Annotated in this window: 12 protein-coding genes and 1 tRNA gene; 7 read left to right on the forward strand and 6 right to left on the reverse strand. The window is 65.4% G+C overall.

The features are described from left to right. The first annotated feature begins 8 nt into the window (after positions 1 to 8). The 6 genes from QA609_RS05615 (at position 9) to QA609_RS05640 (ending at position 4,279) form a co-directional block, all read left to right on the forward strand. Positions 9 to 161, forward strand: a tRNA-Met gene (locus QA609_RS05615). A gap of 359 nt (positions 162 to 520) precedes the next feature. After that, positions 521 to 727 carry a hypothetical protein gene (locus tag QA609_RS05620; RefSeq protein ID WP_278301596.1) on the forward strand — a complete coding sequence of 69 codons (207 nt, stop codon included), beginning with the start codon at positions 521 to 523 and terminating at the stop codon, positions 725 to 727. 40 nt (positions 728 to 767) lie between these two features. Then, positions 768 to 977, forward strand: coding sequence for a hypothetical protein (locus QA609_RS05625; protein ID WP_278301597.1), 210 nt, complete (start codon positions 768 to 770; stop codon positions 975 to 977). 80 nt (positions 978 to 1,057) lie between these two features. Continuing rightward, complete coding sequence (locus QA609_RS05630) at positions 1,058 to 1,288, forward strand: hypothetical protein (protein WP_278301598.1); 231 nt, start codon at positions 1,058 to 1,060, stop codon at positions 1,286 to 1,288. A 246-nt stretch (positions 1,289 to 1,534) separates the two neighbouring features. Further along, positions 1,535 to 2,941, forward strand: coding sequence for an NAD(P)-binding protein (locus QA609_RS05635; protein ID WP_278301599.1), 1,407 nt, complete (start codon positions 1,535 to 1,537; stop codon positions 2,939 to 2,941). A gap of 309 nt (positions 2,942 to 3,250) precedes the next feature. Continuing rightward, entirely contained in the window at positions 3,251 to 4,279 is a 1,029-nt protein-coding gene (locus QA609_RS05640; protein WP_278301600.1) for an NAD-dependent epimerase/dehydratase family protein, read from the forward strand. A 929-nt stretch (positions 4,280 to 5,208) separates the two neighbouring features. Here the strand turns inward: QA609_RS05640 and QA609_RS05645 are convergent. From QA609_RS05645 to QA609_RS05670, 6 genes are all read right to left on the reverse strand, one after another. Beyond that, the gene (locus tag QA609_RS05645) at positions 5,209 to 5,508 is read right to left on the reverse strand and encodes a HalOD1 output domain-containing protein (protein ID WP_278301601.1); all 300 of its coding nucleotides are present in this window, start codon (positions 5,506 to 5,508) and stop codon (positions 5,209 to 5,211) included. 97 nt (positions 5,509 to 5,605) lie between these two features. Then, positions 5,606 to 8,740 carry a PAS domain S-box protein gene (locus QA609_RS05650; protein ID WP_278301602.1) on the reverse strand — a complete coding sequence of 1,045 codons (3,135 nt, stop codon included), beginning with the start codon at positions 8,738 to 8,740 and terminating at the stop codon, positions 5,606 to 5,608. 80 nt (positions 8,741 to 8,820) lie between these two features. Then, positions 8,821 to 10,488 (reverse strand): gamma-glutamyltransferase, encoded by a 1,668-nt coding sequence (gene ggt / locus QA609_RS05655; protein ID WP_278301603.1) that lies wholly within the window; start codon positions 10,486 to 10,488, stop codon positions 8,821 to 8,823. A 65-nt stretch (positions 10,489 to 10,553) separates the two neighbouring features. Continuing rightward, entirely contained in the window at positions 10,554 to 10,982 is a 429-nt protein-coding gene (locus QA609_RS05660; protein WP_278301604.1) for a universal stress protein, read from the reverse strand. A 78-nt stretch (positions 10,983 to 11,060) separates the two neighbouring features. After that, positions 11,061 to 12,119 carry a site-specific DNA-methyltransferase gene (locus QA609_RS05665; RefSeq protein ID WP_278301605.1) on the reverse strand — a complete coding sequence of 353 codons (1,059 nt, stop codon included), beginning with the start codon at positions 12,117 to 12,119 and terminating at the stop codon, positions 11,061 to 11,063. 100 nt (positions 12,120 to 12,219) lie between these two features. Next, positions 12,220 to 12,828: a hypothetical protein gene (locus tag QA609_RS05670; protein WP_278301606.1), complete on the reverse strand. Its 609-nt coding sequence runs from the start codon at positions 12,826 to 12,828 to the stop codon at positions 12,220 to 12,222. Between the two features lie 207 nt (positions 12,829 to 13,035). Here QA609_RS05670 and QA609_RS05675 point away from each other — a divergent pair, with 207 nt between their 5' ends. Further along, positions 13,036 to 13,680, forward strand: coding sequence for a hypothetical protein (locus QA609_RS05675; protein WP_278301607.1), 645 nt, complete (start codon positions 13,036 to 13,038; stop codon positions 13,678 to 13,680). The last annotated feature ends 38 nt before the right edge of the window (positions 13,681 to 13,718 follow it).

The following is a 13,718-nucleotide window of genomic DNA, read 5'->3' on the forward strand; positions in this document are numbered from 1 at the left end:
GAAAACGAGCCCGGGTGGCTTAGCTGGACATAGCGCCGCACTCATAGGGTTCAGAGATTCGGTGCGGTTTCGCCTTGGAAGCCTCCGTGTCCCTCCAGAGGACTGCCGAGCCTCGAACCTGGGACATGCGGAGATCGAGGGTTCGGAGCCCTCCCCGGGCACTCTTCCAATTCGTTACTTGATCGCGTAAAAACACCCCGAGAGACGGGCGTTTGTGGCCTTTCCTCGAACTCCTGGAGTGTCAAGTCGATAGTAGTAGGAGTTTCCAGCGTCCTCGAGCGGCAGTGACGGGAGTGAAAACGTAACGTCCGTCGCGGACGGTCGTGCGCGCGGCCTGGACGCCGCGGTGCCCACGAAGTGGTTCGATGAGCGTCGCTCCTCGCAGCGCCGAGGGCGTAGCGGAGTTGGGCGACTCGCTTGGCGATCGCGCCAACGACTTTGAGGCACGACTGGATGTGTTCTCGAGTCGGCTCGAGAACACTGCCGACCGCGCACCGAACTCGAGGACGAGAACGAAGTGGTGCGATCCCGTCTCGAAGCACTCGAGGCGCAGGTGGCGGTCCTCGAGGATGGCTCGAGTAGCAAGGACGGGAAGATCCGTCGGATCGTCGCCGGCGCCGAGACCAACCGCATTAGCGACCAGCCTGCAGTCGTGAGGAAAAAAGATAGCGGCGACGATATCGCAGTTCGTGCGTCACAGCCGGGCCAGGACACCTGCGGTGGGTAAGCTACAGGAGTGTCGGGCGCGAATACGACGAGCGCTACGAATGAGCACCGACGAAATGCGGGAGACGGATTCCTCGGAACAGACCCGGTGGTTCTGGTTTGGCGTCGCTCTTACGATAGTGTACGCGGCATACACGATACTCATCCTCGCCCTCCTGCGCGTCGATCAGCCGATCGCACTGATCGTCGTGGTCGGCGGAAGCGTCGCGTTCGGCCTTGCCATCATGATATACGCTCTCTACTTCCGATGAGGGACCGTCGAGGCGGACTGGTCACTACGGGCGACGCACCGATCAGAACCGCCAATACCGGCCGTGACCTGGGATGCTGTATGGAACTCGGTCGCGTTCTCAGCCTGTTCGTGGCGATGTTGGCACTCGCGTACGGCCTCTCGGTCGCGGCCACGAACTGGCTCGCGGCGGCGTGTTTGATCCAGTTTTCGATACTGACGGCGGTCGAACACGACTCGGCGCGCGTCCGGTCGCTGCTCGAGGGTTACGAGACGGCGTTCTCGTCGCTGAAGCTGGCACTCCTTCTCGCCGGCTTGCTCCTTCTGTGGTGACCGACGCTTCGACTCGCTCTCGGAAGCGGCTATCGACACGGATGAAGTATGTCAAAAGTCGGCTGCTGAATATAGTGCTCAGCCCTTGCAGACCAGTTACAGGGAGACTATATGTGACTGTTTCGCATAGAGTGCCCCAGCAGATGACAGACGCCAGTGATCAGCTCGAAACCGAGGAGGGACAGATCGAGAGGGGATCGTCCGGAAGCGATCACGCTGAGCGTCTGACGACCGGGGTGGGTCGACATGGAGACGCTTGAGACGGATTACCTGGTAGTGGGTGCCGGGGCGTCGGGGATGACGTTTACGGACACGCTGATCGGCGAGTCCGACGCCGATGTCGTGATTGTGGACCGGCGGGCGAATCCGGGTGGCCACTGGAACGACGCCTACCCGTTCGTGCGGCTCCACCAGCCGTCTGCGGTCTACGGGGTCAACTCGCGGCGGCTCGGCAACGACGAGATCGACGAGGTTGGTCCCAACGCCGGCTTCTACGAGCGGGCGACCGGCGCGGAGATCTGCGGCTACTACCGCCGCGTGCTCGACCAGGAGCTGCTGGGCTCGGGACAGGTCCGCTTTTTCGGCACGTCCAACTACATCGGTCCCGAGGGGGGCCGCCATCGGTTCGAGTCGCGGCTGACCGGCGAGACGACCGAGGTGACGGTCCGCCGCCGGGTCGTGGACGCCACCTACGTGGAATCGCCCATCCCCGCAACTCATACGCCACCGTTCGACGTCGACCCGGACGTGCGGCTGGTCACCCCCAACGAGCTCGTCGACCTCACCGATCCAGCCGACGGGTTCACCGTCATTGGGGCGGGGAAGACGTCGATGGACACCTGCGGCTGGCTGCTTAACAACGGCGTGCCATCGGCCGAGATCCGGTGGATTCGACCACGCGACCCATGGACGCATCAAAGGCGACATATGCAAACCCTGGAGCTAGTGCCGTCGTTAATGGAATGGGCTTCGCTGCGGATGGAAGCCGCCGCGAAGGCCGAAGACGTCCCCGATTTTTTCCGACGGCTCGAAGCCAGCGGGGTGGTCGTCCCGCTCGACCCCGAGATCGAACCCGAAACCTGGCGCGGGGCAATCCTCAGCCAGGACGAACGCGACGACCTGCGCCGGATCCGCAACGTCATCCGTCAGGGGTACGTCCAGTGTCTCGAGGCCGACCGTATCGTGCTCGACGACGGGACCGTGCCCACCGACCTACAGCACGTGCACGTCGACTGCACCGCCCACGGAGTCAAAACCCCCCCGGTGCGGCCGGTCTTCGGACCCGACCGGATCACCCTGCAGTATACTATCATCCCCGTTTCGTTCAGTGCCGCGATCACCGCCTACGTCGAGTCGACCCGCGACGACGACGCGGAGAAAAACCGGCTGTGCCCGCCCAATCCGCTTACCGGTGACGCGGAGGACTTGATCCAATATACTCTCATCGGCCAACGGGCTCGCGCCGCGTGGCGAGAGGAACCCGACATCGAGGACTGGCTCCAACACTGTCGGATCGGCTTCGTTCAGGGTGTCCACGATCACCTCGATGACCCACGTATACAGGACGCGCTCGAGCGGATCGCCGAGTGCCAAAAATCGGCAATTGCCAACCTCGAGCGACTCCGCGAACTCGCCGAGACCTCGACCTCCTGAACGGCTTTTCGAGAACGATCCTGTCCCGACTGACGTGGGCGTCAGGCCGTCCCCTGTGCAAGCCGGTGCCCTGAGTGGCGTGCGGTGACCGATACGCGCCCTGTCTCTCGTACGCTCTGCCTAACCTATCCGGTAGCTGGTAGAAAGCGCGTGCAAGACATAGAGGGATGGCTGCAGCACGATATTATCCGTCGAGATCAGTGTGAGAGTGTTCTGCGACGTATTCATGTGTTCTGTGTGATTTCGATAGAAACGTGCCGTTCGTCGGTTCGAGAAACCTATTTGCTCCTTGCTAGCGTATAACGTTCGATGAAATATTTTGTCACTGGTTCGACCGGATTGATCGGATCACACGTAACGACGGACCTTCTCGCAGCCGGTCACGATGTAGTTGCGCTGACCCGCTCGCGATCGAACGCGAGTCACCTGCCCGAGGCGGTCACGGTGGTCGAAGGCGACATCACCGACAAAGAGAGTATGCGGGATGCGATGGCCGGTGTGGACGGCGTGTTCCACATTGCCGCGTGGTTTTATGTTGGCCCGGGCCCTCGAAACGTCGAAAAAGCCGAACGGATCAACGTGGAGGGGACCCGGAACGTACTCGAGCTGATGGAGGAGCTGGAAATTCCGAAGGGCGTCTACACCAGCACGATCGGCGTCTATCCGTTCCGAGAGTTCGATTATATCGACGAAACGGTCGAGCCGAACTGCCCGGAATCAGCCGTGTACAATCGGACGAAATGGGAGGCTCACTACGAAGTCGCCAAACCGCTGATGGAGGATGGACTCCCGCTCGTCATCGTTCAGCCGGGTATCGTCTACGGTCCAGGAGACAAGTCGTACGGATCTATTCGCGGCATGTTCCGGAGCTACCTTCAGGGCGATCTTCCGATGATCCCCCGGGGCCACTACGCACCCTGGGACCACGTCGGAGATATCGCTGACGGACACCGTCGGGCGATGGAGCATGGGACGCCCGGCGAAACGTATATCATATCGGGGAAACCCCGTCACGTTGTCGACGTACTCGAGTGTGCCGAGGAGATAACGGGCGTTCCGGTCCCCCGAGTCGTCTCCCCGATGGTGTTCGCAGGGCTCGCCAGGATACTGGGAGTAATAGAACGGATCGTCACGCCGCCAGAAGGATTCGAAGCCGAGTCCCTCCGGTTTTTCACCGGCGTGCAGTGGCCGGTGGACAACAGCAAGGCGTTCGAAGAGCTGGGAATTACACACCGCTCTCTCGAGGAAGGCCTCCGCGACTATCTGGATTGGGAAATGGCCCAGCCGGAGATGCGGGGTGATACGGAAGGCGAGACTCGAGAAGTTGCTCGCCTCTAGTGACGGCTTTCATCAGTTCGATGGGTAGGGGAGGCGCAGATGATGAAAACGCGCCTCGTACTTACCGATCACTGACTCTCGTAGGTCGGCTCTCACCTCCGACGTTCGCGCTCTGTACTCAACAGACCAGTCGTATCAGATACTGAGGATCGCAGTAGAGCTACGGTTCCGGAAAGCGGAGCGGTATCACTCTCCGGGGGTTCGTACCGTGTGACGTCGAGAACGAGAAAACCGGTGTGTCCGAGTGACAAAGCTTATGCCGGAACCCCTCCGCATTATTTTTTGCAGGGAGCGTGTGACAACGAAGGGTGCAGCCGATTCGGTTCGGCTCGCTGTTTTCCGGAAGTGGTCCGTTCTACAGCGGTAGCTCGTGTATCGTCCCGTCAGGTTGGAACGGGCCTCTTCGGAGCGGACAAGTATGGCAACCAGTACGACCGTGATCGGGAGGCCGTCCCCACGATCGTCTATAGCGGACCATGGGTTCTCGCATCCCGACGTGACCAACGCAACCGCCTCGACGAGAGTTCCGTCGATCTCGAGCGACCGCGAACCACAAAGCAGATATCGAACCCCCGGAACCGTCCACCTGGTCGGGGCTGCACGGCGTGTAAGGTGACGCTCGTTCCGACCCTCCTGTTTACGTCCGAAACCGTTTGAGAGCGTGCGCTCCGCTCGAGGAGAGAGTGCGACCGGAGAAGGGATCGACTACTCGTCGTCTCGGCCGCGGTTCCAGACGTTCGTCACGGACTCGCCGGCGGGCGGCGTGTGACTGACGTCTTTCATGGTCTGGGTGGTGTGTTCTGACATGGTACCGGTTCTTCCGATCGATCAGTTATAGCTGTTTCGGCAGGTGAATAATTAAAATATAATGTGTTTATACACCATAGTACGCGGTATCATCCGTACCCGAAGAGACAGGAAGTGTAGGCCTACGCGCTCGTAATGCGGATCTCGCCGTCGGCCGTAACGGTGACCAAACAGTCGCTGTACTCGAAGGTTACCGAGCCACCGGTTCGGAGGCCGTCGGCTCGCGGCTCGAACAGTCGCTCGAGTGCGTCGGCGTTGACGGCGTAGTGTAGCGGCTCGAGTTCCGTCGCGTCGGTCCCGCGATAGGTCGCGACCGCCTCCGCGATCGTGACGCTGAGCGGGTCGGTGTCGAGTCGGTCGTACTGGACGACGTAGCAGTCGTTCGTCGATGCGGAGAGCGGTTGCGGTGTCGTTTCAGTCATGGTTCCCCACTGTGAGTCGTCGACGACTCTTCTCGACTGGGAGCAAAGAGTCTACTCGTTAACCGTATAACGGCGGGTGATCGTGGGGGTTAACTGATTAACCGTCGATCGTCGCCCCCTCGAACAGCGTCGCGAGGAGCTTTCGCTCGACGGATCGCACGTGCTTGTGAAACGCCGGCGGCGAGATCGAAAGCGAGTCCGCGACGGCCTCGCCCGTCGTCCGCCGGGGCCACTCGAAGAACCCGCTGTGGTACGCCGTCCGAACGACCTCCTGCTGTCGGGACGTGAGCTGGTCGAGTATCGCCTTCCGCGCCGGACCCCCGAGCGAAGCGCCGTCTCCGGACGGTCGATCCCGGCGAGCGACCATCGACGCCGAGAGGCCGCGACGGTTGATATCGGCCAGTACCGTTCGAAGCTCGACTCCGGCCGGGAGGTCGACGACCGCCCGGTGACCCGAGTCGTCGCTGACGAGTTCCCGTAGCGTGGCACCGTGGTCGGCGACGATCCTGCCGAGAAACGGCCCCGTTACTCGGAGCTGGACGAGCGTCTGTCGGTCCGAGTCGGTGAGCACGACCGGGTCGTCGATTCCGTCGACGGACGCGTCGATATCCTCGCCATCGATTGGAGGCTCGAGGGAGACGAACGCGAGCGCGCTGTCGTCGTCCTGTAGCGTCGCCCCTTCGAACGCGACGCGACGGTCGAGTCGGTCCGCGAACCGACACAGCGGCGAATCGGCTCCGAGCTCGAGCTCGACCTCCGTGACTCGCTCCTCGAGCAGCGCGTTCTTTCGCTTGACGGCGTCGATCGTGTACGCGATGGTCTCGCCGAGATCCGCGAGCATCGACTCGAACGGATCGTCGAAGGCGTTCGGGTCGTCGCCGTACGCCGAGAGCACGCCGTAGAGGTGACCGTCGTAGACGAGCGGCACCGAGATCACCGACTGGAAGCTCCGCGAGAGCGCCTCGGTTCGCCACGTTCCGTCCCCCACGCTGTCGGCGACGTTGTCGACGACGACCGAACGCCGGGTCCGAACCGCTCTGCCGGCCGGCTCCGCGGCGGAGTCGTCGACGGCGGTCGCCGTGACCGCCTCGAGATAGCCCCGATCGAGCCCGGCGTGGCTCCGCGGTCGGATCCGGCCACCGCTCGGGTCGGGCTCCCCGATCCAGGCGAACGAGCAGCCCTCGGTTTCGGCGAGTCTGGTACAGACGCCGCGCTCGATCTCCTCGCGTGAGTCGGCCCGCAGCAGGTGTTCCTCGACATCCTGGCGGACCTGTTTCGACTCGTTTACCCGCTCGAGATATCGGTTCTGTCGTTTCAGCTCCTGTTCGCTGTCGTGGAGTCGACGGGTACGTCCGATCCGGTCGAGGGCCGCCTTCGCCGTCGTCGCGAACAGCTTCACAAGCTCGACGGTGTCCTCGTCGTACTGATCGGCGACGGTCGACACCGCGGCGAAGACCCCGTGCTCGCCGAGGGGAATGTAGAGGCCGCTCCTGACGTCCGTCGACTCGTCGTAGACCAGCTCCGACTCTCGAACGTCCTTGAAGACCGACGGCGTGCCAGTGACGAACGTCTCCCACGTGATCCCCTCGTCGGGCTCGAAGCGCGGCGGAGCGCCGATCGCTCGCTCGAGGTCGCTCGAGTACGCGGCTGGCGAGAGCTCGTTGTGCTGTTCGTCGAACCGGAAGACGATACTGTCAAGATCGAGCACGTCGTCGGCGACGGCGACGATGTACTCACAGGCTTCGTCTTTCGAGTCGACGGTCAGCAGGTGACTAGTCGCCTCGTGGAGGGCGCTGAGCGCATCCCGGTACTGGACCCGTTCGGTTACGTCGATCGCGACGCCGATCACCCGCGTGACCTCGCCGTCCTCGACGATCGGTCGGTACCACGACTCGAAGACCCGATCGAGGACTCGGCGCTGGCCGTGGACGGACTCGCCCTCGAGGGCCGCACGCGCATCGGCGCGAATCGCGGGGTACTCCTCGAAGAGCTCGAAGAACGACTCGCCGATGGCCTCTGTCGACTCGAAGCCGACGTTCTCGAGACCGCGCCCCTCCGAGAGCGTGACCGTCCCCTCGGCGTCGATGACGTAGTGGATAACCGGCGCGTTCTCGACGACCATTCGCAGCCGTTCGGTCCGCTCGGCCAGTTCCTGCTCTCGCTCGATCCGGTCGGTGATATCCCTGAAGTACACCGAGAGACCGGTTTCGGAGGGGTAGGCGTGGATCTCCATCCAGATGTCGAGCGACTCGGAGTACCGCTCCCAGGAGACTCGCTCCTGGTGCTCCATCGCGTCGGCGAACCGGTCGAACAGCTCCGAGTGAAACCCGTGGGGGAACAGCTCCCGAACGTCGGCGCCGAGCAGCTCCGATCGCGACCGACCCAGCAGCTCCTCGGCCCGGCCGTTGACGTAGGTGAACCGCCAGTCCGTATCGAGCGCGTAGAAGGCGTCGCTGACCCGTTCGAACGACTCGGACAGTTCCCGCTCGGCGCGGTGAGAGCGGGTGACGTCCCGTATCGACGCGACCACGCCGACGACGGGGCCCTCGAGGAGGTTCGTGAGGACCGCCTCGTGAACGCGCCAGCCGTCCTCGCCGCGATAACGGTAGGAGACGGTTCGCGTTTCGCCCGGCCGATCGCTCCGGACGGCGTCGACAGAGTCGTCGACGGTCGCCCTGTCCTCGGGGTGAATCCCCTCGAACAGTCGGTCCCTCCCGAGTTCGGGTGCCTCGAGTCCGGTGACGCGCTCGAGACCGGGGCTGGCGTAGGTGAGTCGCCCCGACGGGTCGAAGACGAGCAGCAGGTCCGACGAACACTCGAGCAGCGATCGGTACCACGCCTCGTCGTCGCCGGTCGGCGCGCGGTCCGGCGAGTCACCCGCCACCAGCCGAAGCCGGCGCTCGAGCAGTGCCGGTCGCTCGCTCGCTCGCGCACCGACGACGTCGGTCGCACCGTCGGCGAGCAGTCCCTCGACATCGGTCTCGAGGACGTCGTCGGCGACGTAGACGAGAGGGGTCCGGTCGTCGATTTCACGGACGGCGGTTCGATCGTTCGTCAGAACGCAGTCGACGGCGTCGGGTTGCTCGGGCGCGAGGTCGGGATCCTCGCCGGTAACCGCTCGAAATCCGCCCCGATCCTCGAGGGCGGTCGTCACTGTCTCGGCCCAAGGGTCGGCGCCGACGACGAGCACGCGAACCGGCCTCCCCCCGGCCACCTCGAGTCCGGCATCCATACCCTCGCTGGGATCGGCGCGGATAAAAACGTCGCGACGGTTCAATCGGACGCGGGCGACGGGGTCGTCCGCGGAACGGCTCAGTAGCCGATCGGCGTTCCGTCCTTGCGCGGCTCGGTCGCGCCCGAGAGCGTCTCGCCTCGCCGACGGACGGCCTGTGCGCCGCCGAACATCACGGGCGGGAGGACGCCGACGTCGTGGCCCTTGCGGGCGAGCTTCGCGGCGTTTGGCAGCCGTTCCTCGATTCCCAGACTGCCGTCCTCGCGGTAGCGCCAGCGCGGTCGATCGAGCGCCTCCTGGAGGTCCATCCCGTAGTCGACGAGATTCGAGAGCACCTGGACGTGGCCCTGGGGCTGCATGTAGCCGCCCATGACGCCGAACGCGAGCCAGTCGTCCTCGTCGAGTTTCGCGATCGCCGGAACCAGCGTGTGGAACGGCCGCTTTCCGGGCTCGAGGCTGTTGGGGTGGTCGGGGTCGAGCGAGAACGACGCGCCGCGGTTCTGGAGCGCGATCCCGGTGTCGCCCGCGACCAGCCCGCTGCCGAAGCCGGCGAACCGCGAGTTGATGTACGAGACGAGGTTCCCCTCCTCGTCACCGACCGTGAGCAGGACGGTGTCGGCGTCCTCGGCCGCCTTCGTCGGGACCCCCACTTCGGGATCCTGGATCGGCGAGTCGCCGATCGCCGCGGCGCGCTCGCGGGCGTACTCTTTCGAGGCCAGCGGCGGGGCCTCCTCGAACTCGGGATCGGTAATGTAGTGGTGGCCGTCGACGAACGCGAGCTTCATCGCCTCCGCGAAGGCGTGGACGCGCTCGGGCGAGTCGTAGTCGTGCTCGCCGGCGCCGATTTCCTCGGCGATGTTGAGCGCCTCGAGCGCGACCAGTCCCTGGTTGTTCGGCGGGAGCTCGTACACCTCGACTCCGTTGTAGGTCGTGCTGACGGGCTCGACGAACTCCGGCGAGAACTCCTGGAGGTCCTCGTGGGTCATGAAGCCGCCCGCGGACTGGATCTCCTCGACGATCTCGTCGGCGATCTCGCCCTCGTAGAAGGCGTCCGCACCCTCGTCGGCGATCCGCTGCAGGGAGTCACCCAGCCGCGGCAGCGTGACCGTTTGCCCGACGTCGGGCGCCTCGCCGTCGAAGAGGTACGCCTCGCGGGCGTTCTCGTCGGTGAAGAGCTCCTCGGCGCCCGCCCAGTGGCCGGCGATGATCGGCGAGACGGGGTAGCCCTCCGTCGCGTAGCCGATCGCGGGCTCGAGTGCGTCGGCGAGCGACAGCTCTCCGAGCTCCTCGACGGTAGCCTCCCAGCCCCGCGCGGTCCCGGGGACCGTCACGGCGTGGGGGCCGAGAAACGGCATCTCGAGGTCGTCGCCGCCGGCGTCGCCGTCGACGGCGTACCCCCTCGATTCGGGATAGTACTGCGAGACGTCGTCGGCCTCCTCGAGGGCGCCTCGTACGTTCTCGATCGTCGCCTCGGCGGGCGCGGGACCACAGGAACGCATGGCGCCGACCTCGCCGTCGGCCGTGCGGTACAGCGCGAAGACGTCTCCGCCCAGCCCCGTCGAGGTCGGTTCGACGACGTTGAGCGCGGCCGCGGTCGCGACTGCGGCGTCGAAGGCGTTCCCGCCCTCCCGCAGGATCGACAGGCCGGCCTCCGCCGCGAGGGGCTGGCTGGTCGCGACCATCCCGCGGTTGGCGTAGGCCGTCGAGCGTCTCGAGTCGAATCGGTCGGGATCGACGTCGGTGTCCATCGGTCGTGTACGGGACGGCTGCGATAAAAATTCTGGCGGGTTCGGCGGCCACGAGACGCCGACGATCAGACGACCGTCACGGGGGCGTCGACGCGTTTCGCGACGGCCTGGCAGACGCTCCTGGTGCTGATCCAGTTCGCACCGCCGTCGCGGGAGCCGAGTACCACGTGATCGACGTCGGCCTCGGCCGCGTAGTCAACGATCACCCCCGGCGGCTGGCCGTCCTCGAGGGCGGTCCGGACCTCGCGCCCGCGGTCCGCCGCGAGCGAGGTCGCCTCCTCGAGCAGTGCCGTTCCGTGCTCGCGGCTGGCTCGCGCGAACTCGAGGTACTGATCGGCCGAACCGCCCGTTGCGTCGGCGTAAATGTAGGGGTGAGTCGGATCGAAGGCATGGAGGACGGTGATCGTCGCGTTCGGATACTCCGCGAGCGCGTAGTCGAAGGCCGCTCTCGAGGCCTCGGAGTCGTCGATCGCGACGAGGACGTGCCGACCCATACCCCCCTTTCCGCGCGGAACAGTAAGGCTCCCCCGCCTCCACCTGAAAGCCACCTACGAGGCACGAGCGGTGGTCGGCTACTCGAGAACGAGCGGTTCGTGAACGGCTCGGTAGCCGCCGTCCGACTCGAGGGTGTCGATCCCGCTAACCTCCCGGAACCGGATCTCACGCTCCATCTTCGTCATCACGGGCGTCTCGTAGTGGACGGCGTCGTAGGACGGCTCCTCGCCTTCGGCCCGACGCTGTGCGACGAACTCGCGGTGGCGCTCGAGCCGGCGTCGCCCGATCGTCCGCGACAGTGCGGGCGCGTCGTCGATCCGGTCGGCGAAGACCTCCCGGAAGGCGTCCTCGAGCTCGTAGCCGATCGAGCTCCGGCCGGCACACAGCGCCGCCAGCGAGGTCGTTCCGGTTCCCCAGAACGGGTCGAGGACGGTGTCGCCGTACGCCGAGTACATACAGATCAGCCGGTAGGGAATCTCGAGGGGGTACGCCGCAGAGCGCTCCCGGAGCTCCTCGTGACCGTCCTCGAGGGCCTGGAGCTCCCCGCGGACGTCGGTCCAGACGTCGGTGAACCAGCGGTTTCGCTCCTCCCAGAAGTACGCCGCCTCGTAGCGTCGGTCGGCGCCGGGCTCGAACGAGCGGCTGTCGCCGCCGTTGCGGAAGATCAGGACGTACTCGTGCTCGAGCGTGACGTAGGCGTTAGGCGGGATCATCCCGCTGCCCATGAACTTGGCCGCGCTGTTTGCGGGCTTGCGCCAGAGCACGTCCGGCAGCGGATCGAACCCGCGGGACTCGAACGCCTCGAGCACGCGGGCGTGGTTGGGGTACACCCGGAAGCTGCCGTCGACCGTTCGGGTCGCGTCCCCGACGTTGATACAGGCGATGCCGCCGTCGACGAGGACGCGCTCGAGCTCGTCCCAGACGCGCTCGAGCTGGGCGTGCATCGCGTCGAACGCCGCTCGGCCGTCGCCGTCCTCGAGGGCGTCGCCGACAGCGGGGTCGAGCTCCGTGAAGAGGTCGTCCCACATCTCGATCATCGGATACGGTGGGGACGTGACGACGAGTTCGACGGAGTCGTCGTCTACCTGCGAGAGCTCGCGAGCGTCGCCGACGACGACGCGGTGAGTCGTCTCCATCGAGTGGAGTGTGTCGGCGTCGCCCCCTTAGCTCCTTCGTCGAAGCCGGCGGCGTCTCTCACGGGAAAACCGGAAGAACTGCGAAGAAGCGGTGTCGGCGTTACTCCTCGGAGTCGTCGCCCGTCTCGGCCTCGAGCTCCTCGTCCTCGTCGACGCCCTCGAGGTCGTCGTCCTCGTCGGCGTCGATCTCGGTCGCCGGCTCGAACTCCTCGATCGGTTCCCACTCCTCGTCGGCGTCGCCGCCGAACCGACGGCGCAGGACTGCGAGGCCGACGATCAGACCGGCGGCCAGCAGCAGCCGACCGAGCACGCCCGAGGAGCCGCCGTCCTCGACCTCGGCGTCGGTCTCGCTCTCGGCATCGACCGCTTCGGCCTCGGCATCCTCGGACTCGCTTTCGGTTTCGGCCTCGACGTCTTCGTCCTCGTCCTCGTCGCCGCCCGTCACGTCCTCGATGATCTCGGGTTCCTCGACGTCGTCGAGGGAGACGTCCTCGAAGTCGGTCGACTCTCGGCCCGCGAGGTAGCCGAGCGCGGCGCCGACGCCGACCAGCGCACCCGCGATCGGCAGGTTGCGCGAGCCGCCGGTGTCGCCCTCGGACTCCTCGACGGCCTCGAGGATCGAGTCTCGCATCGAGGAGTCGAGCCCCTGCCCGACCAGTTCCTTGACGACGAGTTCCGACATCGTCCTATCAGATTCGGTCTCTTCCATACACCGGCCAACTACATCACGATACATAGGTTTATCCAACGAATCGACCTATCGTGCGGGAGAGTAACGGACCACAAGGAGAAGAATTCACCGGCTATCCCCGGAGAGTGTCGAACACGTTCGGTCCGGTAAGCAGGGGCAGAAACAGTCCGACGAAACCGAGAATAACGATCGCATAACGAAACGGATGCCGCCGAACGGAGGTGTATGAGCGTGCTCCGACAGCCGGACGTCCTCGGACGAACGAGACGCCAGCACGTCCTCGGTGCGACCGGCGCCCTCTCGGCCGGGGCCGTCGAGGCCGTCTCGGTCGGCGTCTGGTTCGTCCTCGCGATCAGTTCGCGGACGGCGACGACGGCGCTGATCGGGGTCGCCGCTCTGGTCGGCGGGGCGCTCCTGCGGGCCCGGATCGTCGCCGCCGTCGTCGGCAGCCGCCGGCTCCGGCGCGGACCGCGGTGGCTCGGGCTCTCGCTCGCGGTGGCCGGCGGCTGGATCTGCTGGCTGTTGCTCGCCGAAACCGTCGGTCCGCCGGCGGGGCCGATCGTCGCAACGGGGTTTCTGGGGATCACTCTCGCGGTCCAGCTCACCCTCGAGCAGTCGGCGTGTCGGTCCCGGTCGGCCGATCCCGATCGATTGGCCGCGATCGGTCCGGGGATCCTGCTCGCCCTCGGTGCGGGACTCCTGCTCTGGTCGGCCTGGGTTCCCGGCTGGGTGATCAACTCCCCGCCGCTTCCGCTCGGCGTCGCGACGGTGGTCGTTCGAATCGAGCCGCTTCAGCTCGGCCTGATCGGGTTCGGCGTTCTCTCGATCTGTGCCCACCAGCGACGGTTTCAGCGGCTCCTCGAGGCGTGAGTGGGTACACTTATTCTCCGCGAGGAACCATCCTCGAG

Source organism: Natronococcus sp. A-GB7, from assembly GCF_029688865.1.
Classification (GTDB): Archaea; Halobacteriota; Halobacteria; order Halobacteriales; family Natrialbaceae; genus Natronococcus.